We start from the raw sequence: 22,333 nt of genomic DNA on the forward strand, positions 1-22,333 counted from the left end.
GCGCTGAGCGCACGAAGGCCGCCTGTGGGCGGCCCTTTTTCCTGGCGGTGCCCTGGGCGCGATCCTCACTCCTGCGGGATGTCGTAGTCGCGCACGAACTGCCGCCAGGTTGTCGCGGCGGCGTCGATGGCCTCGGCCATCTGCTGCGGCGTGCCGCCCGCCACGCGCAAGCCCTGGGATTCGAGCGCGGCGCGCATCGTGGGGTCGCCCAGCGCGCGCCCGACCTCCTGCGCGATCCGGGCCGCCACGTCGGCCGGCGTTCCCGGCGGCGCGACCAGCCCGTTCCAGGTGGGCAGCGTGTCGGTGGCGACACCGGCATCGGCCAGCGAGGGCACGCCGGGCACCACTTCGCCGCGTCCCGGCAGGGTCGCCAGCAGCCGCAGCTTGCCGCTCTTCACGTGCGGCAAGGCCGCCGCCAGCGGGCCGATGTTGAACTGCAGTTCGCCGCTGATCAGGTCCGGCATGAGCTGGACGCCACCCTTGTAGGGCACGCGCAGCGCCTTGAGGCCGGCGGCGCGCAAGTAGTGCATCGTCACCATGTATTCGCTGAGCACGCCCGTGCCGTAGCTCAAACGGTCCGGGTTGGCCTTCAGGTACGCGGTGAATTCAGCCACCGAGGTGGCCGGCACCTTCGGGTTGACGAACAGCCCATAGACCACGTTCACGACGGAGGCCACGGGCACGAATTCGCCCATGGACTTCACCGGCGCCGATTTCACCAGCAGCGGCATGCCGGTCATCGACGACATGGCCCACAACAGGGTCTGGCCGTCGGGTGGCGCGGCCAGGACGGCCAGCACCGCCGGCACGCCGTTGCCGCCGGGCCGGTTCTCCACCGTCACCTGGTGGCCGCGGCTCCTGGCCAGCGACTGCGCGATCAGGCGCGCTGCGGTGTCGGAGGCGCCACCGGCCGGCGTGGCCACCACGATCTTCAGCGGCGGGCCAGCCGGAACGGTCTGCGCCGACGCCGGGCGGCGGTCGGTCGCCCCGACGGCGACGGCCGACAGCGCGGAGAGCAGGAAGGAGCGCTTGTTCATCTCGGGTGCCTCGGGCGGGGTTGCAGGGAACCGACTGTAGGAAGGCTGCACGCGCCGGGAAAGCCGTCGCGGGCTGCATCCAGCGTTAACATTTTGTTGTGGCGCCTTCCGGGCGCTCCGATGGAAGGCCGCCCGATGGACAAGCTCAAGGCACTCGACTACTTCGTGGCATCGGTGGAGGGCGGCAGCTTCGCGCGCGCCGCGCAGCGGCTGGAGATCAGCGTGCCGGCGGTGCAGAAACTGGTCGGGGCACTCGAGCGCTCGCTGGGCGTCAGCCTGCTGGAGCGCAGCGCAAGGGGGGTGCGCCTGACGCCCAGCGGCCGCGAATACCTGGACCGATGCCGTCCCCTGCTGGCCGAAATCGACGAACTGGGACAGGCCGAACGCCGGCTCAGGGGCTCGGCCGGGCGGCCCAGCGGGACGCTGGCCGTGGCTGCGCACCCGCAGCTCGCCCACCACGTGCTGCTGCCTGCGCTGCCCCGCTTCCACGCGCTCTTTCCGGAGGTGGAGATCGACTTCCGCACCGTGAACCGCATCGGCGACGCCGACGCCCTGACCGCGGACGTGCTGATGCTGCATGGCTGGCCCGAAGTGCCGCCCGACTACGTGCATCGCAAGCTGGGCGGCGCCCGCAGCCTGATCATGGCGGCCCCCGACCACTGGGCCGTCCATGGCGTGCCCCGGCAGCCCTCGGACCTGGCCGGCTACACCTGCCTCCTGATGCGCAACCCGGCGGGCATCCTGCTCGACCTCTGGGAATTCACCCGCGATGGCACGACGGTCCAGGTCCCGGTGCGGGGCTGGCTGTCCAGCAATGCGCGCGAAGCGGTGCTGGACCTGGTGGTCGGAGGGCATGGGGTCGGACGCTTCACCGAACTCACCACCCGCGACCACGTGAAGTCGGGTCGGCTGGTGCCGGTGCTGCTGGACTGGGAAGTGCAGGGCGGCCCGCCCGTGAACCTGCTTTACAAGGGCAGCGCCCGGCGCGCGCCGCAGCTGCGCGCGTTCATCGACTACGCGTTGCAGTGCCTGCGCGACCTGGATGCCCATGACGACGCCGCCTTCCCGCGCCTGTCGACGGACCGGCCGGCCTGGCACCTGCGCGGCTACGGGCGGGCATCGGCGACGGTGCGGGGTGCGCGCTGAAGCGCGTGCGCGGGAGATGCCGCTGGCGGCGCAGAAGCTGGTCAACCAGGACAGAATCTTCGCGATGGTCCTCCTACCACGACCAGATCCGCGCGGCGCTGCCGCGGCTGGCGCGGGGGAAGCAGGCCAAGCGCGCAGCCCTGGGCGCGGGCCCGGCTCCCCGCCCCCGCCGGTGCGCTTTGTTGGTACCCTCGTCCGGTGAGTGCCCCCAACCCGCTGAAGAGCCCGGAGCTCGAGTTCAAGTCGCTGCTGGTCCTGGTGCTGATCGCGTCGGCGCTGTTCGTGCTGATCGTCTGGCCCTTCTTCGGTGCCGTGTGCTGGGCGGTCTTCATCGCCCTCGTGTTCTGGCCGATGCACCAGCGGTTCCTGCGCGGCAGCCACCACAGCCCCAACATGGCCGCCGCGGCCTCGCTCACCGTGATCCTGATCATCGTGATCCTGCCGCTGGCAATGCTGGCGGGATCCATCACCCAGGAGGCCTCGCTGCTGGTGGCGCGGGTGCGCTCGGGCGAGGTGCAGTTCTCCAGCTATTTCCAGCGCATGCTGGAGGCGCTGCCCATCTGGGCGCGCTCGATGCTGGAGCGCTTCGGCATGGGCGACCTGCAGCTGCTGCAGCAGAAGATCATGGCCATGATCGGCGCCAGCGGCCAGGTGGTCACCAGCCGGGTGGTGGGCATCGGCCAGGTCACGCTGGACTTCGTGGTCGCCTTCTTCACCATGCTGTACCTGCTGTTCTTCCTGTTCCGCGACGGCGAGCGGCTGGCGCAGTCGATCGCGCGCTCGATTCCCCTGCATCCGCAGCACACGCGCCGCCTGCTCACGCAGTTCGCCACCGTCGTGCGCGCGACCGTCAAGGGCAACATCGTGGTGGCGCTGGTGCAGGGCGCGCTGGGCACCGTCGCCTTCGCCTTCCTGGGGCTGCCGGCTGCCGTGCTGTGGGGCGCCGTGATGGCGCTGCTGTCGCTGCTGCCGGCGGTGGGCGCCGTGCTGGTGTGGGGCCCGGTCGCCGCCTACTACTTCTTGAACGGCCAGTTGGTCCAGGGCATCGGCCTCACCGTCTGGGGCGCGCTCGTGATCGGCCTGGTGGACAACCTGCTGCGGCCCATGCTGGTGGGCAAGGACACCCGCATGCCCGACTACCTGGTGCTGGTCGCCACGCTGGGCGGCATCGTGGTGTTCGGCCTCAACGGCTTCGTGATCGGGCCCGTGATCGCCGCGGTGTTCCTGGTCAGCTGGGAAATGCTCGCGTCGGTCCGCCAGGAACCCACTACGCCGCCGCCGCCCTGAAGCGCTGCCAGGATCGCGCGCAGATGCGCCCCGAAGTCCTCCCCCGCAGCACCGCGCGCCAGAACCGCGAACGCGTGATGGCCGCCATCCAGCGGGGTTGCGGCATCGGGCGCTGAGCTTCAGGGGCTGCACCCACCGACGTCGAGGGCGTCTTTCCCATGCCCATGGGACCTTCGTCCAATGGCGGCTGCGGCGCGATGCGCCTATCGTCGCCCCTTTCACCAGTCCATCCACCATGATCCGGAACACCCTTGTCGCCTGCGCGGCGCTCTTCGCTTCGGCCGCGTTCGCTCAGTCTTCGGACCGTTGGCAGTTCAGCGCCGCCCTCAATGTCTTCGTTCCCACCGTGAAGGCGCAGACGGTGTTTCCACCCAGCGGCGGCGGCAGCGCCGCCAGCGTCGACGGCGGCGGCATCCTGGACAACCTGGAAACCTTCTTCATGGGGTCCTTCGAGGCGCGCAAGGGCGTCTGGGGGTTCTTCACCGACGTGGCCTACCTGGACATGAGCGCGGGCAAGTCGGGCTCGCAGGACCTGAAGCTCGGTCAGGTCGGCCTGCCGGTGGGCGCGTCCGCCAACGTGAACTTCGGACTCAAGGGATGGGTGTGGACCGCCGCAGGCACCTACCGCCTCGCGACCACCCCCAAGTACCACGTCGACCTGATCGGGGGCACGCGCCTGCTCGACATCGAAACCAAGACAGACTGGACGCTGGGCGGCAACATCGGGTCCGTCGCCATTGCAGACCGTGCCGGCGCCCGCAGCAGCACCCTGAACAACTGGGACGTGATCATCGGCGCCAAGGGCCGCCTGGCCCTGGGCGCGGACGGCAAGTGGTTCATGCCTTATTACATCGACGTCGGCGCCGGCGAGTCCAAATGGACGGTGCAGGCGATGACTGGAGTCGGCTACGCCTTCTCCTGGGGCGACATCGTCGGCAGCTGGCGCTACCTCGGCTACGAGATGAAGTCCGGCAGCGCCCTGCAGGACCTGAGCTTCAATGGGCCGATGGTGTCAGCGGTGTTCCACTGGTAGCCGACGTCCGCCGGGGAGATCGGCGCGACGCCGGTCGACGACGACCGCATGATGCTGGTGCAGTGGCTGTACCGGAACGACACAGAGGAACAGTGCAGCACGCGGTCGCTCCTAGCCTGGACGCCGCGATCACCGCGGAGGACTGCGACGTCCTGGAAGCGACCGATGCCGACGCCTGCGTGGACACCACGCGCAAGGTCGAATTCCTGAACGCGACCCTCACGCCCTGGCTGCAGGCGACGCCGATGCGGCTGCGGCCCTGATGACGGAGGACGACCCGGTGGCCAGCGGCGGCACGGCGGACCTGCGCTACCTGTTCGTGGCGGGGCGGGAGGTGGTGCGGGATGGGCGCATTCCGCAGCTCGATGTGCTGGAGCTCGACGGCGCAGCGGCGCGGCCGTGCGAGGCATCCTGGCCCGCGCTTGAATGCCAAAAAGGACCGCCTTCCGACCCCCAATGAGACGGTCCGCGATTTATTCCCGAAACCTTCTCCTCCCTTTGGTGGAGCTTGGATACCGCCCGTCACATTAGGCCGATTGCCTACCTTTCCCTAGGGAGAGGCCTGTGCTCCACTGCTCCCCATGAGCAGCAACGACGCACTCATCGCCCTCGCCTGCATGACCGTGGCCATCGCCGTGGGCGTGCAGCTGTGGCGCTCCGTGCGCCGGGGCGCGATGCGGCGCGCACGTCGCCGGCGCTACCGGCAGGCGGGCTACGCGACCCGGCCGCAGCACCTGTCCGAGGACGGCCAGGAACGCTACGGCGCCATGACGCCGGAACGGGCCCACGCCATCCGCCGCGAGGCCGAGCAGGCGGCCCGCCGCGCCGCGGGAGGCCAGCTGCCCGAGCCGCAGAATCCCTATGCGCGCGGGACCCAGGAGTTCGTGCTGTGGGTGGCCACTTACCACCTCACCATGACCGAGATCGACGAAGAGACTGCCGCGGCGCGCGCCGGCGCCGTCTCCGAGCACGCCTGAGCGGCGCACCCGGGCCCTGGCCCGCCCCATCCTTCCCATCGCCCGGCATGTCGCGCCTGTCGCGCGCGCAAGTCTTGCGCTGACGCAAGAATTCGCCACCAGCCTTGCGCTACCTTGCCGATGCAAGGAGCAGTGCAACGATGATCGAATGGGACCAGCGCTACAGCGTGGAAATCGCCGAGATCGACCGGCAGCACCGCAAGCTGTTCGACCTCCTCAACGAACTCTATGTGGCCATGCAGGAAGGCCAGGCCGACCAGGTCGTGGGCAAGGTGCTCGACCGGGTGGTGGACTACACCGTGCTGCACTTCGCCCACGAGGAAAGGCTGTTCACCCAGTACGGCTATCCGGGCGCCGCGGCGCACCGGGACGAACACGCCCAGCTCACCGCCCAGGCGAAGGCGCTGGCCGAGCGGCTCAAGTCCGGCAAGGGCGACGTGCCCGTGAGCACCCTCAAGTTCCTGTGCGACTGGCTGTCCCGGCACATCCTCGGGTCGGACAAGGGCTACGCCGCCTTCCTGGCCCAGCAAGGCGTTCACTAGCGAAGACACGCAGCGAGGGCTAACATGGCGGGCGTCATCGCCTTCGCCATGGATCCGATTCCCTTCCTCGACCCCGAGGTCAAGCCGCCCGAATACCGCGTGCCGCGCGGGCGCAGCGGCGTCGGCGCGCAATCCGCGCTGGAGATCCTGCTGCAGGACCTGGAACGCATCCGCCGCGCCAAGGAAGCCTACGGCGAACCGCCACGGCGGCAAGAGACGCTGCAGTTCCGGTTCTAGCCGGCTGCCTCTTTCCCACCTCCTGTTACCGTGCCCACACCCGGTCGCGCGCGCGCCAGCCCGCGATTTTCCTGATCTGGATCAACTGCCATCCGCCGGCGAAGCGGCTTTCGACGGTCCCATGTGCGTAAACGCACATGCCAGCGGCCCCCCGGTTTTTACAGTCGAGAGCTGGAACCACTCACCCCTTCAACGACTGCCATGAACCACATCCGCCGCTCCGTTTCCATCGCCATCGCCGCCGCCGGCCTGGCCCTCTCCGCCGTGTCCTTCGGCGCCGCCACGCCCGCCCCCACCGGCGCCTACAAGGTCGATGCCGCCCACTCCGGCGCCTTCTTCGAAGTCGGCCACCTCGGTGGCGTCAGCCGCTTCTCCGCCCGCTTCAACGACATCGCCGGCGACTTCGTGCTCGACACGCCCGAGAAGAGCAAGGTCAATGTGACCATCAAGACCGACAGCATCGACAGCAACGTCGAAGCGCTGGACAAGCACCTGAAGAGCCCCGATTTCTTCAACGCCGTGCAGTTCCCCACCATGACCTTCAGCTCCACCGCCGTGAAGCTGGACCCCAACGGCGCCGGCACCCTCGCCGGCAACCTGACGCTGCGCGGCGTGACCAAGCCGGTCACCTTCCAGTTGAAGCAGATCGGCGCCGGCAAGGGCATGAAGGGCGAGCAGCGCGTCGGCTACGTCGCCACCAGCACCATCAAGCGCACCGACTTCGGCATGAGCTACGGCGTGCCGGGCGCGGCCACCGACGAAGTGGACCTGCGCATCAACATCGAAGGCGTCAAGCAGTAAGCCTGGCCTGCGGCGCCGTCCCCCGACGGCGCCGCGCCGCTGACCCGAGCCATCCCATGCCCGAGACCTCGTTCTTCCTGCCCCTGGTGCTGCAAAGCGCGGTGGTGCCCCTGGGCGTCGCGCTGGCCGTGCTGGCGGCCCTGCGCGCCGCGCGCCTGCGGGCGCCGGCTGCGCTGCTGGCGCTGGTCGCCGGCTTCCTCGCCTCCTACTTCCTCACCATGCGCGCGCAATGGTCGCTGGTGCCCAAGGTCGCCCTCGACTGGCTGCCGTGGATCACCCTGGTGGTCGCTGCCGCCGCGTTCGCCGTCGAGCGCCTGCCGGCTGCCGCGGCCCGCGTCGCGGTGCGCTCGGTCGTGTCGCTGGGAATCGGCGGACTGCTCGTGTCCGGCGCCGTTGCCAGCCTCGGCCCGCAAAAGGCCGTGCTGTCCGCGCTGGTGATCGGCCTCGTGCTCGCGGTGCTGTGGACGCTCTCCCCCCGCCCTGCCCAGGGTGCCGCGACCCGGCCGCTGCTGCTGATGGTGGCCGCCGGCGGCACCGGACTGGCGCTGATGGTGGATTCCAGCCAGTCCATGGGTCAGCTCAGTGGCGCGCTGGCGATGACGCTGGCCGCCTGCACGCTGTTCGCCCTGCCGCGCCTGGCCACCCCGTTCGCCCCCGCGGCGGCGGCAACCGCGGTGGTCGTGCTCGGCACGCTGCTGTCGGCCGCGCACCTGTATTCCGGCTTCTCGCTGGGCTACGTGGCGCTGCTGGGCGCCGGCCTGCTGATCGACCCGGTGCTCGGCGTCGTGCGCCGCAGCCGCGAAGGCGGCCTGCCCTGGATCCCGGCCGCGGTGCTCACCGCCATCCCCGTGCTGGTCACGGTGGCGCTCGCCGTCAAGGCCATGCAGGAAACCGGCGGGTACTGATCCCTCCCCAGTCCCGCCCCTCGCGAGGCCGCCTGTGCAACAGGCGGCCTTTTTTTCAGTCGGCGCGCGCCGGCGGCACGGGCACTGCGGCCTCTTCCCCCGCGGTGCCGGCCTGGCGCGAGGGTATCGCCGCGGTCCACATCGCCACGTCCGATTCCGTCATGGTGCTCGCCGGCGTCAGGCGGCCGTCGGTGTAGCCGAGCCGCTCCACGTCGTGCAGGTACTGCTCGCGCGAGATCAGCGTACCGGCGCACACGCGCGGGTCGTGAGCGGGCGGCCGCGCGACTTCGGCCTGCAGCTTCTCCATCAAGGACTCCATCACCCATGGCGGCACGCGATGGCGTTCCCCCGGGTAGATGAAGCCGAACAGCGTCAGGTGCGCGAGCAGCACGCGCCAGTGGGCGCCGAAGCGTTCCACCAGCCGTCCCCAGTCGATGCGTTCGGCGTTGGCCTGCAGCAGGTGCGCGATGTCGGCGCCGTCGTAGCGCTCGCGCTCCATGATGAAGGCCTTGGACAGCATGCTGTCCTCCATGTTCGCCACGCGCACCGGCACGCCCAGCACGTCGGCCCAGGCGTTGTCGTGGAACCAGCGGTCGTCCACCGGCGTCAGGCCGTTGCCCGAGTTGAAGATCAGGTCGATGAAGTCCTCGCCCGCGTAGACCTTGGCCAGCCAGTGCGGGTAGGTGAGTTCGGTGTGCCAGCCTTGCGCCTGCATCACCTGCTGCACGCGGTCCAGGTCCTGCCGCCGCAGGAACAGGTCCAGGTCCTTGGTGGAGCGGCGGATGCCGGTGAAGCAGGCATGGGCGAAGGCGCCGCCGACCAGGAACGGGATCTCCGCGTCCACCAGCGACCGCAGCGCGCGACGGTAGAAGGCGGCGGTGTCCGGAGCGACCTCGTCCTCGAGGGAAGGTGCGAGAGGAATGGTGGAGCACATGCACCGGAGATTAGGTCGCGGCCCCGCGGAATCCTCTCGGCCGGGACGCCATCGCCGCTAAGGACGAGGAACCGCACAAAGCGTCAGCGCCCGCCTACAGCCCGCCCCCGGGGCCGGGTGCAGCATGGGCGTTCCTCAGCCAGTAGAACGCGTCCGTCATGCACAAGCCCGCCCGCAGTGTCCGCTTCGCCGCCGTCGGCGACCTCCACGTCACCAAGGACGCGGCCGGTAGCCTTCGCGCGTTCTTCGCCCAGGCGGCCGAGGCGGCGGACGTGCTGCTGCTGTGCGGCGACCTGACCGACTACGGCACGCTGGAGGAAGCGCAGGTGCTGGCCGACGAGCTGGCGGTCGTGAAGATTCCAATCGTCGCCGTGCTGGGCAACCACGACCACGAGTCCGGCACGCCCGAGGTGGTGACGGAGACGCTCACCCGCGCCGGCGTGCGTGTGCTCGACGGCGAGGCGGTGGAGATCGAGGGCGTGGGCATCGCGGGCACCAAGGGCTTTGCCGGCGGCTTCGGCCGGGGCTCACTGGGCGCCTGGGGCGAGCCCGCCATCAAGATGTTCGTGCAGGAGGCGCTGCAGGAGGCGATGAAGCTGGAAGCGGCGCTGGCCAAGCTGCGCACGCCGCGCAAGATCGCGCTGCTGCACTACGCGCCGGTGGCCGGCACCCTCCAGGGCGAGCCGCTGGAGATCTTTCCCTTCCTGGGCAGCAGCCGCCTGGAGGAGCCGCTGCTGCGCTACCCGGTCGATGCGATCTTCCACGGCCATGCGCACCGCGGCTCGCTGGAATCCACCACCATCGCCGGCGTGCCGGTGTTCAACGTCGCCAAGCCCCTGCTGCAGCGCAAGCTGCCGGACCAGCCGCCGTTCCGCCTGTACGAAGTCGTGCGCGAGCCGGAGGAAGCCGCCGAACCGGCCGCCGCGCAAGAGGTGAAGTGAGGACTGCAGGGGCGCGCCAGCCCGGCGTGCAAGTGCGGGCCGACTCTGGGATAGTGCGCCGATGTCCTTGCCTGCCTCGCCGGTCTTCTGGGGCGTCACCGCGCTGGCGGTGGGCGCGCTGCTGGCCACCTGCGACGCCGTGCGGCCCGATGCGACACCGGACACGCAGGCGGCTCGCCGCAGCGAGAACACCCGGGACCTGCTGCCCGGCACCTGGCTGCGCGAATACACCAGCCGCGACGTGCGCGTGCGCCGCGTGCTGCGCCTGCAGCCGGACGGCGCCTTCCACGAGTCGGTGCGCGGCGTCGATCCGGCCGGCACCGTCGTCGAGCACGTCCACGAAGGCACGTGGCTCTACGACGGCACCAACCTCAAGCGCAAGTACACGCTGGTGGACGGCAGCCCGCCGTCGCGCCTGAACGTTCCTTTCGCCACCTTCGAGATCGCGTTCGAGACGCGCAACGAGTTCGTCGGCGTGGACCACATCCACCGCAACCGCGTCGTCTACACGCGGGTGCCGGAGGACACGCGGCCCTGAGCGCTCACGCCAGCGGGTCCCTGTACGTTGACAGCGCCGTGGCGGCGTTCTTCATCGGCTCGCTGCAGAAGCGGCCGGTGCGGGCACGGGTGTTGTAGTCGTGGCGCCGGGCGCAGGCGCTGATTCATCCTTCTTGCCGCAACCGGTGATCGTGAGCACCAACGCGGCCAGGATGCTGAGGAACAGTTGGGTTCTCATGGAAACCTCCACTGGAATGGCGGGTATCGATTATTGCGGCAGCACGCGCCGCATGGGGCGTTGCGACGCGGCCGGGCTGGGTGAGCCTCAGCGGTGGCGCACGGGTCAGGAGATGATGTAGGCGCCCGCGCCGCTCGACAGCAGCTTCCCGTCGTCGCCCAGGAATTCCATGCGCGTGCTGGCCACGCGCGAGCCCAGCCGCAGCACCTCGGCGCGCAGCTCGAAGCTCTCGCCGATGGCGGGCCGCAGGTAGTCGATGCGCAGGTCGATCGTGCCGAGCTTGCCAAAGCGATGCAGCCGCTGCGCCGGCAACTCGTCCATGTGGCGCGCGCCGATGGCCGCCATCACGGCAAGGCCGCCCATCGCGTCCAGTCCGGCGCTGATGACGCCGCCGTGCAAGCGGTTGAAGCTGTAGTGGCCCACCAGGTCGGGCTTCATCGCGATGCGGCCGATCACCCGGTCCGGGCGCAGCTCGACGATCCTGAGGCCCAGCACGCGGTTGAACACGATCCTTTCCTCGAAGATCGAACGCAGGCCGGCGACGAACTCATCCTCGAAGGCGGCGGGGACGGCGGGGGGATGGCGGGTCATAGGCCCAATTGTCGCGCTGCCAGGTCCTTCATGATTTCCTCGGCGCCGCCACCGATCATCATCACCTTGACCTCGCGGTAGATGCGCTCGCTCTTCGTGCCGCGCATGTAGCCCATGCCGCCCAGGATCTGCACGGACTGGTCGGCGCAGAACTGCATCGCCTGCGTGCTCTGGTTCTTCAGCAGGCAGACCTGCGCCACGCACTCCGGGTCGGATTCCAGCCGGCCCTCGTCGGCCAGGGCGGTGGCGGCGTGCAGCCAGGCCTCGGTGGCGCGGATGCGCATCTGCATGTCCATGAGCTTGTGGCGGATCACCTGCTTCTCGACCAGCGCCGAGCCGAAGGCCTGGCGCTCCCGCGCCCACGCGAGCGCCTCGTCGTAGCAGGCCTGCGCGAAGCCGAGCGCCATGGCCGACATCGCCAGCCGCTCGCCGTTGAAGTTGCCCATGATCATCCGGAAGCCCGCGCCCTCCTCGCCCACCAGGTAGCGCGCCGGCACCCGCACGCCGTCGAATCGCAGCAGCGCGGTGTCGCTGGCGTGCCAGCCCATCTTCTCCAGCCGGGTGCGCGACAGGCCCGGCGCGGAGCCCGGCACCACGATCATCGAGATGCCGGAAGCGCCGCGCGTTCCCGGCTCGCCGGTGCGCACGGCCACGGTGATCCAGTCCGCGCGCAGGCCGGAGGTGATGAAGGCCTTCTCGCCGTCGATGACGTAGTCGGCGCCGTCCCGGCGGGCTTTCGTGCGCAGGCTGGCCACGTCCGAGCCGCCGCCGGGCTCCGTGATCGCCAGCGCCGCGATCTGCTCGCCGCGGAGCACCGGTGGGATCAACTCCTGCTGCAGCGCCGGCGCGCCATGGCGCAGCACCGGCGGCAGGCCGATGTTGTGCGAGAACAGCGCGGCCATCACGCCGCCGCTGCCGCCATGGCGCGCGAGCGTCACCGACATGGCGTTGCGCAGGGCATGCGGCGCCGGCGTGCCGCCCAGGGCCTCCGGATAGCCGAGCCCGAGCAGGCCCAGCTGCGCGGCCTCGCGGTACAGCCCGCGCGGGACCTCGCCGGCGACATCCCAGGCCTGCGCGTTCGGCGCGATCCGCTCCAGCGCGAAGCGGCGCACGGTGTCGGTCAGCGCCGCGACGTCGGCTTGCAGTTCCGCGGTCACTGCGCAACCGCTCCCAGGGATGCCGCCTCGAAGGTGACCAGCACCTGCGACGTGGCGACCTGCTGGCCCGCCGCCACGTGCAGGCTCAGCACGGTGCCGTCGCGGCCGGCGGCCAGCGCGTGCTCCAGCTTCATCGACTCCACCACCACCAGGGTCTCGCCCTTCTTCACCGCGGCGCCGGGCTGGGCGTGCACGGCGATCACCTTGCCGTTGAAGGGCACGCGCAATTCGTTGGCGCCGGCGGCGGCGGCGCTGCCGGCCGGCGGCTCGAACGAGGCATCGTGCAGGAACAGGTCCACCGACCCGACCTGCACGTGCCAGCGCCCCGCGCCCAGCGTGGCCACCTGCGCCTGCCCGGCGGCGATGCCCTCGGATTCGCTCATCGGCACTTCGAACACGTCGTTGCGGTGGCCGATGCGCACCGGCCGTGCGAACGGCGAGGCCAGCGCGGGCGCCGCGCCGTGCGGCAGCAGCGCGGAGAAGGCGGCCTCCGCCGCGACCCCGAACTCCTCCTCCTCCAGCTGCCGGCGGATCGAGTCGCCGTGCTCGGCCAGGAAGGGTATGCGCGCCTGGCCCCTGACGAACACCGGATGGCGCAGGCAGGTGGCGAGCAGGCGGCGGTTGGTGGGAAAGCCCAGCACCTGCAGCCGGTCGAGCGCGGCCGCGAGGCCGGCGATCGCGCGGGCGCGCGTGCTGGCGTGGACCACCAGCTTGCCCAGCATCGAGTCGTAGTACGGCGGCACCTCGAGTCCTTCGAACAGCGCGTGGTCGAAGCGCAGCGCCGGCCCCTCGCGCGGCGGCACGAAGTGCAGCAGCCGGCCGGTGTGCGGCGTGAAGTGCTCGTCCTCCGCACACAGGCGCACCTCGATCGCATGGCCGTCGAAGCGCAGTTCGGACTGGCGGCAGGGCAGCCGCTCGCCGCAGGCGATGCGCAGCTGCCAGGCCACCAGGTCCAGCCCGGTCACCATCTCGGTGACCGGATGCTCCACCTGCAGCCGGGTGTTCATCTCCATCAGGTAGAAGGCGCCATCCTCGTCCAGCAGGAACTCCACGGTTCCGGCGCCGACGTAGCCGGCGGCGCGCGCCAGCTCCACGGCGCACTTGCCCATGGCCTGGCGCAAGGTGTCGTCGACGGCGGGACTGGGCGTCTCCTCGATCAGCTTCTGGTGGCGCCGCTGCACCGAGCAATCGCGCTCGCCCAGGTGGATGCAGTTGCCGTGCATGTCCGCGAACACCTGCACCTCGACGTGGCGGGGCGACAGCAGCGCGCGTTCCAGCAGCAGCTCGCCCGAACCGAATGCGGACTCGGCTTCCGAGCGCGCGCTGCGCAGCGCCGCGGGCAGCTGCTCCGGCTCGGCGACGAGCCGCATGCCGCGGCCGCCGCCGCCCGCCGCGGCCTTGACCATCAGCGGAAAGCCGATGTCCTGCGCTTCCGCCAGCAGCCGCTCTTCCGACTGGTCCTCGCCCTGGTAGCCGGGCAGGCAGGGAATGCCGCGCGCCTGCGCCAGCTGCTTCGCGCGCGCCTTGCTGCCCAGCATGCGGATGGCCTCCGCGGTGGGGCCGATCCAGGTCAGGCCGGCGTCCTCCACCGCCTGCGCGAATTCCGCGTTCTCGCTGAGGAATCCGTACCCGGGGTGCACCGCGTCGGCGCCGCAGCCGCGCGCCGCGGTCACCAGCTTGTCCATGCGCAGGTAGGAATCGGCCGAAGCGTTGCCGCCCAGCGCGACGGCCATGGTGGCTTCGCGCACGTGCAGCGCCTGGGCGTCGGCCTGCGAGTACACCGCCACCGTCTCGACGCCCAGGCGGTGCGCCGTGCGGATGATCCGGCGGGCGATCTCGCCGCGGTTGGCGATGAGCAGGCGGCGGATCTTCATGTCACTGCGCGTTCGGGCGCTTGGCGATGCCCATCAGCTTGGCCAGGATGCCCATCATCACTTCGTCGGCGCCGCCGCCGATGGAGGCCAGGCGGCCGTCGCGGAACATGCGCGAGACCTTGTTCTCCCAGGTGAAGCCCATGCCGCCCCAGAACTGCAGGCAGGTGTCCGGCACCAGCCGGTTCAGCCGGCCCGCCTTCAGCTTGGCCATGGAGGCGAGCTCCAGCACGTCCTGCCCCTGCACGTACAGGTCGCAGGCACGGTAGGTGAGCGCGCGCAGCGACTCCACCTCGGTCTTCATCTCGGCCAGCTTGAACTGCACCCACTGCTGGTCCGCCAGCGCCGCGCCGAACAGCTTGCGCTCCTGCGCCCATTCGATCGTCCACTGGATGCAGTTGGTGAGCGACTGCAGGCAGCTGGCCGCGGCCCACAGGCGCTCTTCCTGGAACTGCTGCATCTGGTAGATGAAGCCCTGGCCCTCGGCGCCGATGCGAAAGCGCTGCGGCACCCGCACCTCGTCGAAGTAGATCAGCCCCGTGTCGGAGCTGTTCATGCCGATCTTGCGGATCTTCTTCGCCACCTCGATGCCGGGGCGCAGCTTGCCTTTCTCGCGCATGGGCACGATCACCAGGCTCTTGTTCTTGTGCACCGGGCCCTCGCCGGTGTTGACCAGCATGCACATCCAGTCGGCCTGCAGGCTGTTGGTGATCCACATCTTCTGGCCGGTGATCACGTAATCGTCGCCATCCTTGCGCGCGCGGCTCTTGATTCCGGAGACGTCGCTGCCGGCGGCCGGTTCGCTCACTCCGATGCAGGCCACCATGTCGCCGGCGATCGCGGGCGCCAGGAACTCGCGCTTGAGTTCCTCGCTGCCGAAGCGCGCCAGCGCCGGCGTCGCCATGTCGGTCTGCACGCCGATCGCCATCGGCACGCCGCCGCACTCGATGTGGCCCAGCGCCTCCGCCATCGCCATGGAGTACGAGTAGTCGAGGCCGGCGCCGCCGTAGGCCTCCGGCTTGGTCAGCCCCAGCAGGCCCAGCTGGCCCAGGCGCTTGAACACCTGGTGCGCGGGGAAGATCTCCGCCTCTTCCCATTCGTCGACGTGCGGATTGATCTCCTCGGCGATGAAGCGCTGCAGCGTCTTCTGGATCTCGAGGTGTTCGTGGCTGTAGTCCATGGTGGCTTCCTCACATGCGCGCGACGCCGAATTGCAGCGGGCGCAGCGTTTTCTCTTGGGCTTCGCGGATCGTGTCCAGGCAGAAGGCGAGCACCGCGCGGGTGTCGCGCGGGTCGATCACCCCGTCGTCCAGCAGCAGGCCCGAGGTGTAGAAGGCGTCGGCCTGCGACTCGAACACCTGCACGATCCTGTCGAACTGCGCCTTCGCCTGCGCGGGATCGGTCGGCACGCCCTTGCGCGCCGCGGCCGCCTCGCTCACGATCTGCATGGTGCGCGCCGCCTGCTCCCCACCCATCACGGCGGTGCGGGCGCTGGGCCAGCTGAAGAGGAAGCGGGGCGCATAGCCGCGGCCGCACATGCCGTAGTTGCCGGCGCCGAAGGAGGCGCCGCACTGGATGGTGATCTGCGGCACGGTGGCATTGGTCACGGCCTGGATCATCTTGCTGCCGTGCTTGATCATCCCGGCCTGCTCGCTCTCCTTGCCGACCATGTAGCCGGTGGTGTTCTGCAGGTAGACGATGGGGTGCCCGAGCTGGCACATCCACTGGATGAAGTGCGTGGCCTTGTTGGCACCTGGCACGTCGATCGGGCCGTTGTTGCTGATGAACCCGACGGGGTGGCCGGCGATGCTGCCTTGCGCACACACCGTGGCCGCGCCATAGAGCGGCTTGAACTCCAGCAGCCGGTCGCCATCCACCAGCCGCACTATCACCTCCCGCATGTCCACCGGTTCGCGCAGGTTGGGGGGCATCAGCGTGAGCAGGTCTTCGGCGCGTGGGTCCGGCTCCAGCTTGCGGCGCGCCTGCGCCAGGCCGGTGCCGGCGATCACCTCGCGGGCGATGCCCAGCGCGTGGCGGTCGTCCTCCGCCAGGTATTCGCCGAGGCCGGACACGCCGGCGTGCATCTCGGCGCCGCCCAGTTCCTCCTCGGTCGCCACCTCGCCGGTCGCCGCCTTCAGCAGCGGCGGCCCGGCAAGGAAGGCGCGCGAGCGGCCGCGCACCAGGATCACCACGTCGCTCAGCCCCGGCATGTAGGCGCCGCCCGCCGTGCCGGACCCGTGCTGCACGGTGACCACCGGCAGGCCCGCGGCCGACAGGCGCGCCAAATTGCGGAACAGCGCGCCGCCCTGCACGAAGCCTTCCACGCGGTAGCGCATCAGGTTGGCGCCCGCGCTTTCGACCAGGTGGATGAAGGGCAGCTTGTTCTGCAGCGCCAGTTCCTGCACGCGCAGGATCTTGTCCAGGCCCATGGCCTGGATCGCGCCGGCATCGATGCCGGAGTCGCTGGCCACCACCATGCAGCGCACGCCGCGCACGAAGCCGATGCCGGCCACCATGCCGCCGCCCGGCACGGAGGCCTCGGGATCCTTGCTGTCCTGCAGGAAGCCGGCCAGCGTGCACAGCGGCAGGAAGGCCTCGCCGGGGTCCAGCAGAAGGCCCACGCGCTCGCGCGGCAGCAGCTGCCCGCGCTTGTCGAACACCGGCCGCGCCTCCCCGGATTTCTGCTCGGTCCGCCGCTCCAGCGCGCGCAGCGCGTGGATGCGCGCCAGCATCGCCTCGCGCCGCTGCTGCGCCGCGTCGGCGCGGGGATTCCAGGCCGATGCGAAGCTCATGACTGGAGCAGCCCCGGCTTCTGGTAGCGGTGGAAGCCTTCGAAGGGCTTGACGGCATCGCGCTGCTGCGCGTCGGCCGGCGCGCCCACCTGGCCCCAGCCCATGCGCACCTGCGGCCGCGCGCCGTCGATGCGCAGCACGGTGCCGCTGACGAAGGAGGCGCCCGGCGACAGCAGGAAGACGATGCCGGCGGAGGTCTCGGCCTCGTTGCCGAAGCGCCCGGCCGGCACCGTCGCGGCCATCTCTCGCAGCATGGGGCCCGCATCGGGCGGGTAGTGGTCCATGCCGCTGGAGGCGATGTAGCCCGGCGCCACCGCGTTGACGCGCACCCCGCTCTTGGCCCACTCCAGCGCCGCGGTCTCGGTGAAGCTCACCATGCCGGCGCGGGCGGCGCCGCTGTGGCCCATGCCCGGCATGGAACCCCAGATGTCCGCGACGATGTTGACGATGGCGCCGCCGTGCGCCTGCATCGACTGCACGAAGCATTCGCGCGCCACCAGGAAGCCGCCCGTGAGGTTGGTGGCCACCACCGCCTCCCAGCCCTTGGCGCTGATTTTCTCCAGCGGCGTGATGTACTGGCCGCCCGCGTTGTTCACCAGGCCGTGGATGCGGCCGTGGGTGGCGACGATCGCCTGCACCACGTCCTGCACGCCGGTCTCGTCGCGGATGTCGCAGGCGTGGAAGCTGCAGCGGCCGCCGTCGACGATGATTTCCTCGGCCACCGTCTGCAGCTTCTCCAGCTTGCGCCCGAGCAGCACCACGTGCGCTCCGAGCGACGCGAGCTCGTGCGCCGTGCAGCGGCCGATGCCGGAGCCTCCGCCGGTGACGAGGATGACCTGGCCGGCGAACAGGCCGGGAGCGAACACGGAACGGTAATGGCCACTCATGGGGTTTCTCCGATGAACAATGCCAGCGCAGCGGCTGTGAGGTCGTCCAGCGAGGCTTCGCGGCGGCGGTCGAACCACTGCACCGACCAGTTGAGCGCGCCGAACACCAGCAGGCGCGCGAGCTTCACGTCCGCCTGCAGGCGGCCGCTGTCGTGCAGCTGGCGCAGCACGGGGTCCCACACGCCCTCGTACTCGCTGCGCAGGTCGGCGAGCTGGGCGCGCTGGCGCGGCGTGATCGAACGCGCCTCGTACAGCATCACGGGATAGAAATCGCTGCCGCTGCCCAGCAGCACCTCGAAATGGTTGCGCACCAGGCGGCGCAGCTGTTCCCGCGGGTCGGCACCGGCCAGCTCGGCGAGCAGCCGGCGCTGGCGCTCCAGCGCGCTGCGCATGCCCTCCTCCATGACGGCGAACAGCAGGGCCTGCTTGGTCTTGAAATGGTAGAAGGGCGAGCCGCTCTGCATGCCCGCGGCGGCGGCGATGTCGCGCGTGCTGGTGGCGTCGAAGCCCTTGCGGCGGAACAGCCGTGCCGCCCCCAGGATCAGCGCGCGCCGCCGGTTGCCGTCATCGCGCTCGTCGACACTCTTGCGCGGACGCCCGCGCGGGCGCTTCGCGGCGCCGGGCGCTGCGCGGACCGTGCGGGCGGTGGCGGGCTCCATGGCGGGGGACCATAGCAGAGCCCCGCATTTACGGCAAGCAAGTGCTTGGTGAAAATCCCTAGGCGGCCAGCGCGTCGCGGACCCGGCTGAGCCGCTCGTGCGCTTCGGCAGCCACCGCCTGGAGCTGCGGGTTGTCGTTGTCCGCTGTCAGCATCAGCGGGTCGGCGAACACCACCGCCACCTGCCCGGGGCCGTCTTCCCGCACCAGCACATTGCAGGGCAGGAAGCGGCCGATGTCCGGGTCGGACGTCACCGCGCGGTGCGCCAGCCTGGGGTTGCAGGCGCCGAGGATGCGGTAGCCCGGAATGTTCTCGCCGATCTTCTCGCGCAGCGCGGCCTGCACGTCGATCTGGCTGAGGATGCCGAAGCCCTCGACCTTGAGCGCCTCGGTGACGCGTTCGATCGCCTGCGCGAAGGGCAGGGCCAGCTGGGCCTTGATGAGGGACATGGACGCTCCATTGAAAAATAATCTATTTAATTATAGATTGTTCGGCGCCGAAGTCCACCGGTCGCCTGAAGCCCCCGTGTTTCCTCACGCTGTCGCCGGCAGGTCCTGCTGCCACTCGATGCGATAGAGCTCGCGTTCCTGCGTCTTGCCGCGGATGGGCACCACCCCGAGGGCCTGGAAACGGGCGCCGGGCGGCGGCTGGCCAAGACGGTCGATGACCGCATCGGTGGCCAGGATCCCGCGCGCCCCCGCCGACCCGGACAGCCGCGCGGCCACGTTCACCGCGTCGCCGAAGCAATCGCCGGCCATCTCGACCAGCTCACCGCAATCGAGCCCGACCTGCAGTTCCAGCGGCTGTCCGGGGGCGCCACCTCGCCGCCGCGCATGCTCCCTCTGCAAGTGCACCACCGCGGCCAGCGCCTGGGACACGTCGCCGAACACGGCCATCACGCCGTCGCCCAGCGTCTTCACCACCCGGCCGCCGTGCCGCACGCACACTTGGCCGATCCACCGGGTCAGCCCGGTGATCACGTGCGTGGCCGCCTCGTTGCCGAGCCGCTCGAACACGCCCGTGCTGCCCGTGAGGTCGGCAAACACCACCGTGGCGACGCGCGTCATCGTTGCGGGAAGCTCTTTCATCGTGCCCATTTCAGCGCCGCTCCCGCAGGCAGTCCGCAAGATAGGGCGCCGTGCGGCTGTCGCGCGCCTGCGCGACCTGCGCCGGTGTGCCGGCCGCGACGACGCGCCCGCCCTGCGCGCCCGCGCCCGGACCCATGTCGATCACCCAGTCGCTCTGCACCACCACGCGCATCTCGTGTTCGACCACCACCACGGTGTTGCCTTCGTCGACCAGCCGCTGCAGCTGCGCCATCAGGCGGTCGGCGTCGGCGGCATGCAGCCCCGTGGTGGGCTCGTCCAGGATGTAGAGCGTGTCGCCGCGGTGCGTGCGCTGCAGCTCGGTGGCCAGCTTGATGCGCTGCGCTTCGCCGCCCGACAGCTCGGTGGCGGGCTGGCCCAGGCGCAGGTAGCCCAGGCCGATGTCCAGCAGCACCTGCAGCGGCCGCAGCACCGCAGGCTCCTGTGCGAAGAAGGCCGCGGCCTCCTCCACCGTCATCGCCAGCACCTCGGCGATCGACTTGCCCTGCCACTGGATCTCCAGCGTCTGCGGGTTGTAGCGGGCGCCATGGCAGTCGGGGCACGGCGCGTACACGCTGGGCATGAACAGCAGTTCCACCGAGACGAAGCCTTCGCCCTCGCAGGTCTCGCAACGGCCCTTGGGCACGTTGAAGGAAAAGCGCCCCGGGTCGTATCGCCGCCTGCGCGCCGCCGGCGTCGCCGCGAACAGCTTGCGCACGGCGTCGAACAGGCCGGTGTAGGTCGCGAGGTTGGAGCGCGGCGTGCGGCCGATCGGCTTCTGGTCCACCTGCACCAGCCGGCGGATCGCGCCGGTGTCGCCGGCCAGCCGCCCCGACCACGTGCCGTCGCGCGCGCTCGCCTCCAGCAGCTCGTCGGCCTCCTCCTCGCCATCGGGCAGGTCGCTGCCCAGGTGCTGCGCCACCAGTTCCAGCAGCGCGCGCGTGACAAGCGTGGACTTGCCCGAGCCGGACACGCCCGTCACCGCGGTGAGGCAGCCGAGCGGGACCTGCGCGTCGAGGGCCTGCAGGTTGTTGCGCGTCACGCCTTCCAGCCGCAGCCAGCCGCGCGCAGCGCGCAGCGGCTGATGCGGAAGCTCCACCTCGCCGAACAGGTAGCGCCGCGTCTGCGAAGGCCCGACCTGTGCCAGGCCAGTCGGCGGTCCGCTGTACAGCACTTCGCCGCCCCGCTCGCCGGCCGCGGGACCCACGTCCACCAGCCAGTCGGCGCGGCGCATGAGCGAGAGGTCGTGCTCGACCACGTAGACCGAATTGCCGCTGGCCTTCAGCCGCTGCAAGGCGGTCAGCAGCGCCTCGCCGTCGGCCGGGTGCAATCCCGCCGACGGCTCGTCCAGCACGTAGATCACGCCGAACAGCTGCGAGCCCAGCTGCGTCGCCAGCCGCAGGCGCTGCAATTCGCCCGGCGAGAGCGTGGGCGTGCTGCGCTCCAGCGAGAGATAGCCCAGTCCCAGTTGCACCAGCGTGCGCAGGCGGCCACACAGGTCGTGCGCGAGCCGCTGCGCCGCCAGCCGTTTCTCTTCCGACACCGCGGAGGTGAGGCGCACGTCCGGCGCGGCGGCGTGCGCGGCGCCGCCGCGCGCCACCCTGGCCTGCGTGGCGCGCTTCGAAGCCGCGCGCGACAGCTTGTCCCCCGCCGGCATCACGTCCTGCAGCCGGCCCCGGGCGACCGGCTCCATGATGCGCGCCACCTCCTCGATCGGCAGCTGCGACAACGCACCGATGTCGTGGCCGGCGAACGTCACCGACAGCGCCTCCGGCTTCAGCCGCTTGCCTTCGCACACGGGGCACGGCGTGCTGACCATGAACTGCGCCACCCGCTTCTTCATCATCGCGCTCTGCGTGCTGGCGAAGGTGTGCAGCACGTAGTTGCGCGCGCTGGTGAAGGTGCCCATGTAGGCGGGCTCGGTCTTGCTTCGCAGCGCCTGTTTCGTCTCCTTCGGCGTGAACCCGGGGTACACCGGCACCGTCGGCGTCTCGTCGGTGAACAGGATCCAGTCGCGCAGCTTGCGCGGCAGCTCGCGCCAGGGCGTGTCCACGTCGTGGCCCAGGCTCACCAGGATGTCGCGCAGGTTCTGCCCGTGCCAGGCCGGTGGCCAGGCGGCGATGGCCCGCTCGCGGATGCTCAGCGCATCGTCCGGGACCATGGACGCTTCGGTCGCGTCGTACACGCGCCCCTGGCCGTGGCAATGCGGGCAGGCGCCCTGCGGCGTGTTGGGCGAGAAGTCCTCCGCGAACAGCATGGGCTGCCCCGGCGGATAGTGGCCCACGCGCGAATAGAGCATGCGCAGCACGCTGGAGATGGTGGTGACGCTGCCCACCGAGGAGCGCGTGCTTGGCGTGCCGCGCTGCTGCTGCAGGGCCACGGCCGGCGGCAGGCCCTCGATGCTGTCGACGTCGGGCACACCCGCCTGGTCGATCAGGCGGCGGGCGTAGGGCGCGACCGATTCGAGGTAGCGGCGCTGCGCCTCCGCGTAGATGGTTCCGAAGGCGAGCGAGGACTTGCCCGAGCCCGAGACGCCGCTGAACACCACCAGCGCATCGCGCGGCACGTCGACGTCGACGTCCCGCAGGTTGTGTTCGCGGGCGCCGCGCACCTGCACGAAGCCGCGTTCCGCGTGCGCAACGGCGCCGTCTCCGGCGGCCGCCTCCGCGGGCGCCTGCTTGTCCTGTTCTTTTCCCATGCTCCCGCCAAAGCTAGA

Annotated in this window: 25 protein-coding genes; 12 read left to right on the plus strand and 13 right to left on the minus strand. The window is 70.5% G+C overall.

Features of this window, described 5'->3' with window-relative positions:
• Nucleotides 1-65: 65 nt before the first annotated feature.
• Nucleotides 66-1,037 carry a Bug family tripartite tricarboxylate transporter substrate binding protein gene (locus AC1DSA_RS13280; protein ID WP_477889847.1) on the minus strand — a complete coding sequence of 324 codons (972 nt, stop codon included), beginning with the start codon at nucleotides 1,035-1,037 and terminating at the stop codon, nucleotides 66-68.
• 135 nt (nucleotides 1,038-1,172) lie between these two features.
• Between AC1DSA_RS13280 and AC1DSA_RS13285 the strand changes: the two genes are divergently transcribed.
• The 10 genes from AC1DSA_RS13285 to AC1DSA_RS13330 all read left to right on the plus strand — a co-directional run bounded on the left by AC1DSA_RS13285 (nucleotide 1,173) and on the right by AC1DSA_RS13330 (nucleotide 7,965).
• Nucleotides 1,173-2,183, plus strand: a complete 1,011-nt coding sequence (locus tag AC1DSA_RS13285; RefSeq protein WP_477889849.1) for a LysR family transcriptional regulator — start codon at nucleotides 1,173-1,175, stop codon at nucleotides 2,181-2,183.
• 198 nt (nucleotides 2,184-2,381) lie between these two features.
• Complete coding sequence (locus tag AC1DSA_RS13290) at nucleotides 2,382-3,470, plus strand: AI-2E family transporter (protein WP_477889851.1); 1,089 nt, start codon at nucleotides 2,382-2,384, stop codon at nucleotides 3,468-3,470.
• Between the two features lie 235 nt (nucleotides 3,471-3,705).
• A complete protein-coding gene (locus AC1DSA_RS13295) occupies nucleotides 3,706-4,503 on the plus strand; it encodes a hypothetical protein (RefSeq protein WP_477889853.1) in 798 nt (265 codons plus the stop codon).
• 92 nt (nucleotides 4,504-4,595) lie between these two features.
• The gene (locus tag AC1DSA_RS13300; protein WP_477889855.1) at nucleotides 4,596-4,766 is read left to right on the plus strand and encodes a hypothetical protein; all 171 of its coding nucleotides are present in this window, start codon (nucleotides 4,596-4,598) and stop codon (nucleotides 4,764-4,766) included.
• On the plus strand, nucleotides 4,766-4,963 hold the full coding sequence (locus AC1DSA_RS13305; RefSeq protein WP_477889857.1) for a hypothetical protein: 198 nt from the start codon (nucleotides 4,766-4,768) through the stop codon (nucleotides 4,961-4,963). Before AC1DSA_RS13300 ends, AC1DSA_RS13305 begins: the two co-directional genes overlap by 1 nt.
• 121 nt (nucleotides 4,964-5,084) lie before the next feature.
• Complete coding sequence (locus tag AC1DSA_RS13310; RefSeq protein WP_477889859.1) at nucleotides 5,085-5,480, plus strand: hypothetical protein; 396 nt, start codon at nucleotides 5,085-5,087, stop codon at nucleotides 5,478-5,480.
• Nucleotides 5,481-5,620: 140 nt separating this feature from the next.
• Nucleotides 5,621-6,022 carry a bacteriohemerythrin gene (locus tag AC1DSA_RS13315; RefSeq protein WP_477889861.1) on the plus strand — a complete coding sequence of 134 codons (402 nt, stop codon included), beginning with the start codon at nucleotides 5,621-5,623 and terminating at the stop codon, nucleotides 6,020-6,022.
• Between the two features lie 48 nt (nucleotides 6,023-6,070).
• Nucleotides 6,071-6,259: a hypothetical protein gene (locus tag AC1DSA_RS13320; RefSeq protein WP_477889863.1), complete on the plus strand. Its 189-nt coding sequence runs from the start codon at nucleotides 6,071-6,073 to the stop codon at nucleotides 6,257-6,259.
• A 201-nt stretch (nucleotides 6,260-6,460) separates the two neighbouring features.
• A complete protein-coding gene (locus AC1DSA_RS13325; protein ID WP_477889865.1) occupies nucleotides 6,461-7,060 on the plus strand; it encodes a YceI family protein in 600 nt (199 codons plus the stop codon).
• A 56-nt stretch (nucleotides 7,061-7,116) separates the two neighbouring features.
• Nucleotides 7,117-7,965 (plus strand): hypothetical protein, encoded by an 849-nt coding sequence (locus AC1DSA_RS13330; protein WP_477889867.1) that lies wholly within the window; start codon nucleotides 7,117-7,119, stop codon nucleotides 7,963-7,965.
• A 55-nt stretch (nucleotides 7,966-8,020) separates the two neighbouring features.
• Here the strand turns inward: AC1DSA_RS13330 and AC1DSA_RS13335 are convergent, their stop codons facing one another.
• On the minus strand, nucleotides 8,021-8,899 hold the full coding sequence (locus AC1DSA_RS13335; protein ID WP_477889869.1) for a nucleotidyltransferase: 879 nt from the start codon (nucleotides 8,897-8,899) through the stop codon (nucleotides 8,021-8,023).
• A gap of 158 nt (nucleotides 8,900-9,057) precedes the next feature.
• Between AC1DSA_RS13335 and AC1DSA_RS13340 the strand changes: the two genes are divergently transcribed.
• Both AC1DSA_RS13340 and AC1DSA_RS13345 read left to right on the plus strand, forming a co-directional pair.
• Nucleotides 9,058-9,840, plus strand: coding sequence for a metallophosphoesterase family protein (locus tag AC1DSA_RS13340; RefSeq protein WP_477889871.1), 783 nt, complete (start codon nucleotides 9,058-9,060; stop codon nucleotides 9,838-9,840).
• A 61-nt stretch (nucleotides 9,841-9,901) separates the two neighbouring features.
• Entirely contained in the window at nucleotides 9,902-10,378 is a 477-nt protein-coding gene (locus AC1DSA_RS13345) for a hypothetical protein (RefSeq protein ID WP_477889873.1), read from the plus strand.
• A 51-nt stretch (nucleotides 10,379-10,429) separates the two neighbouring features.
• Here the strand turns inward: AC1DSA_RS13345 and AC1DSA_RS13350 are convergent, their stop codons facing one another.
• From AC1DSA_RS13350 to AC1DSA_RS13400, 11 genes are all read right to left on the minus strand, one after another.
• Complete coding sequence (locus tag AC1DSA_RS13350; protein WP_477889875.1) at nucleotides 10,430-10,576, minus strand: hypothetical protein; 147 nt, start codon at nucleotides 10,574-10,576, stop codon at nucleotides 10,430-10,432.
• A gap of 105 nt (nucleotides 10,577-10,681) precedes the next feature.
• A complete protein-coding gene (locus AC1DSA_RS13355; protein WP_477889877.1) occupies nucleotides 10,682-11,167 on the minus strand; it encodes a thioesterase family protein in 486 nt (161 codons plus the stop codon).
• The gene (locus AC1DSA_RS13360; RefSeq protein WP_477889879.1) at nucleotides 11,164-12,324 is read right to left on the minus strand and encodes an acyl-CoA dehydrogenase family protein; all 1,161 of its coding nucleotides are present in this window, start codon (nucleotides 12,322-12,324) and stop codon (nucleotides 11,164-11,166) included. Before AC1DSA_RS13360 ends, AC1DSA_RS13355 begins: the two co-directional genes overlap by 4 nt.
• Complete coding sequence (locus tag AC1DSA_RS13365; RefSeq protein ID WP_477889980.1) at nucleotides 12,321-14,192, minus strand: acetyl/propionyl/methylcrotonyl-CoA carboxylase subunit alpha; 1,872 nt, start codon at nucleotides 14,190-14,192, stop codon at nucleotides 12,321-12,323. Before AC1DSA_RS13365 ends, AC1DSA_RS13360 begins: the two co-directional genes overlap by 4 nt.
• A 7-nt stretch (nucleotides 14,193-14,199) precedes the next feature.
• Entirely contained in the window at nucleotides 14,200-15,375 is a 1,176-nt protein-coding gene (locus AC1DSA_RS13370; protein WP_477889881.1) for an acyl-CoA dehydrogenase family protein, read from the minus strand.
• A 10-nt stretch (nucleotides 15,376-15,385) separates the two neighbouring features.
• Nucleotides 15,386-16,987, minus strand: coding sequence for an acyl-CoA carboxylase subunit beta (locus AC1DSA_RS13375; RefSeq protein ID WP_477889883.1), 1,602 nt, complete (start codon nucleotides 16,985-16,987; stop codon nucleotides 15,386-15,388).
• Nucleotides 16,984-17,874: an SDR family oxidoreductase gene (locus tag AC1DSA_RS13380; protein WP_477889885.1), complete on the minus strand. Its 891-nt coding sequence runs from the start codon at nucleotides 17,872-17,874 to the stop codon at nucleotides 16,984-16,986. Before AC1DSA_RS13380 ends, AC1DSA_RS13375 begins: the two co-directional genes overlap by 4 nt.
• The gene (locus tag AC1DSA_RS13385) at nucleotides 17,871-18,533 is read right to left on the minus strand and encodes a TetR/AcrR family transcriptional regulator (protein WP_477889887.1); all 663 of its coding nucleotides are present in this window, start codon (nucleotides 18,531-18,533) and stop codon (nucleotides 17,871-17,873) included. The genes AC1DSA_RS13380 and AC1DSA_RS13385 overlap by 4 nt, the downstream gene beginning before the upstream one ends.
• 58 nt (nucleotides 18,534-18,591) lie before the next feature.
• Nucleotides 18,592-18,981 carry a DUF302 domain-containing protein gene (locus tag AC1DSA_RS13390; protein ID WP_477889889.1) on the minus strand — a complete coding sequence of 130 codons (390 nt, stop codon included), beginning with the start codon at nucleotides 18,979-18,981 and terminating at the stop codon, nucleotides 18,592-18,594.
• A gap of 84 nt (nucleotides 18,982-19,065) precedes the next feature.
• Nucleotides 19,066-19,620, minus strand: coding sequence for an adenylate/guanylate cyclase domain-containing protein (locus tag AC1DSA_RS13395; protein ID WP_477889891.1), 555 nt, complete (start codon nucleotides 19,618-19,620; stop codon nucleotides 19,066-19,068).
• A 10-nt stretch (nucleotides 19,621-19,630) separates the two neighbouring features.
• Nucleotides 19,631-22,315 (minus strand): excinuclease ABC subunit UvrA, encoded by a 2,685-nt coding sequence (locus AC1DSA_RS13400; protein WP_477889893.1) that lies wholly within the window; start codon nucleotides 22,313-22,315, stop codon nucleotides 19,631-19,633.
• Between the last annotated feature and the right edge of the window lie 18 nt (nucleotides 22,316-22,333).

This window comes from Ramlibacter sp. P4_H7 (genome assembly GCF_056400765.1).

Excerpts from the sequence above, each read along its gene's own strand:
- AC1DSA_RS13280 (WP_477889847.1), bottom strand. The coding sequence starts at position 1,037 with ATGAACAAGCGCTCCTTCCTGCTCTCCGCGCTGTCGGCCGTCGCCGTC.
- AC1DSA_RS13285 (WP_477889849.1), top strand. The coding sequence starts at position 1,173 with ATGGACAAGCTCAAGGCACTCGACTACTTCGTGGCATCGGTGGAGGGC.
- AC1DSA_RS13295 (WP_477889853.1), top strand. The coding sequence starts at position 3,706 with ATGATCCGGAACACCCTTGTCGCCTGCGCGGCGCTCTTCGCTTCGGCC.
- AC1DSA_RS13305 (WP_477889857.1), top strand. The coding sequence starts at position 4,766 with ATGACGGAGGACGACCCGGTGGCCAGCGGCGGCACGGCGGACCTGCGC.
- AC1DSA_RS13310 (WP_477889859.1), top strand. The coding sequence starts at position 5,085 with ATGAGCAGCAACGACGCACTCATCGCCCTCGCCTGCATGACCGTGGCC.
- AC1DSA_RS13315 (WP_477889861.1), top strand. The coding sequence starts at position 5,621 with ATGATCGAATGGGACCAGCGCTACAGCGTGGAAATCGCCGAGATCGAC.
- AC1DSA_RS13320 (WP_477889863.1), top strand. The coding sequence starts at position 6,071 with ATGGATCCGATTCCCTTCCTCGACCCCGAGGTCAAGCCGCCCGAATAC.
- AC1DSA_RS13325 (WP_477889865.1), top strand. The coding sequence starts at position 6,461 with ATGAACCACATCCGCCGCTCCGTTTCCATCGCCATCGCCGCCGCCGGC.
- AC1DSA_RS13330 (WP_477889867.1), top strand. The coding sequence starts at position 7,117 with ATGCCCGAGACCTCGTTCTTCCTGCCCCTGGTGCTGCAAAGCGCGGTG.
- AC1DSA_RS13335 (WP_477889869.1), bottom strand. The coding sequence starts at position 8,899 with ATGTGCTCCACCATTCCTCTCGCACCTTCCCTCGAGGACGAGGTCGCT.
- AC1DSA_RS13340 (WP_477889871.1), top strand. The coding sequence starts at position 9,058 with ATGCACAAGCCCGCCCGCAGTGTCCGCTTCGCCGCCGTCGGCGACCTC.
- AC1DSA_RS13345 (WP_477889873.1), top strand. The coding sequence starts at position 9,902 with ATGTCCTTGCCTGCCTCGCCGGTCTTCTGGGGCGTCACCGCGCTGGCG.
- AC1DSA_RS13350 (WP_477889875.1), bottom strand. The coding sequence starts at position 10,576 with ATGAGAACCCAACTGTTCCTCAGCATCCTGGCCGCGTTGGTGCTCACG.
- AC1DSA_RS13355 (WP_477889877.1), bottom strand. The coding sequence starts at position 11,167 with ATGACCCGCCATCCCCCCGCCGTCCCCGCCGCCTTCGAGGATGAGTTC.
- AC1DSA_RS13370 (WP_477889881.1), bottom strand. The coding sequence starts at position 15,375 with ATGGACTACAGCCACGAACACCTCGAGATCCAGAAGACGCTGCAGCGC.
- AC1DSA_RS13375 (WP_477889883.1), bottom strand. The coding sequence starts at position 16,987 with ATGAGCTTCGCATCGGCCTGGAATCCCCGCGCCGACGCGGCGCAGCAG.
- AC1DSA_RS13380 (WP_477889885.1), bottom strand. The coding sequence starts at position 17,874 with ATGAGTGGCCATTACCGTTCCGTGTTCGCTCCCGGCCTGTTCGCCGGC.
- AC1DSA_RS13385 (WP_477889887.1), bottom strand. The coding sequence starts at position 18,533 with ATGGAGCCCGCCACCGCCCGCACGGTCCGCGCAGCGCCCGGCGCCGCG.
- AC1DSA_RS13390 (WP_477889889.1), bottom strand. The coding sequence starts at position 18,981 with ATGTCCCTCATCAAGGCCCAGCTGGCCCTGCCCTTCGCGCAGGCGATC.
- AC1DSA_RS13395 (WP_477889891.1), bottom strand. The coding sequence starts at position 19,620 with ATGAAAGAGCTTCCCGCAACGATGACGCGCGTCGCCACGGTGGTGTTT.
- AC1DSA_RS13400 (WP_477889893.1), bottom strand. The coding sequence starts at position 22,315 with ATGGGAAAAGAACAGGACAAGCAGGCGCCCGCGGAGGCGGCCGCCGGA.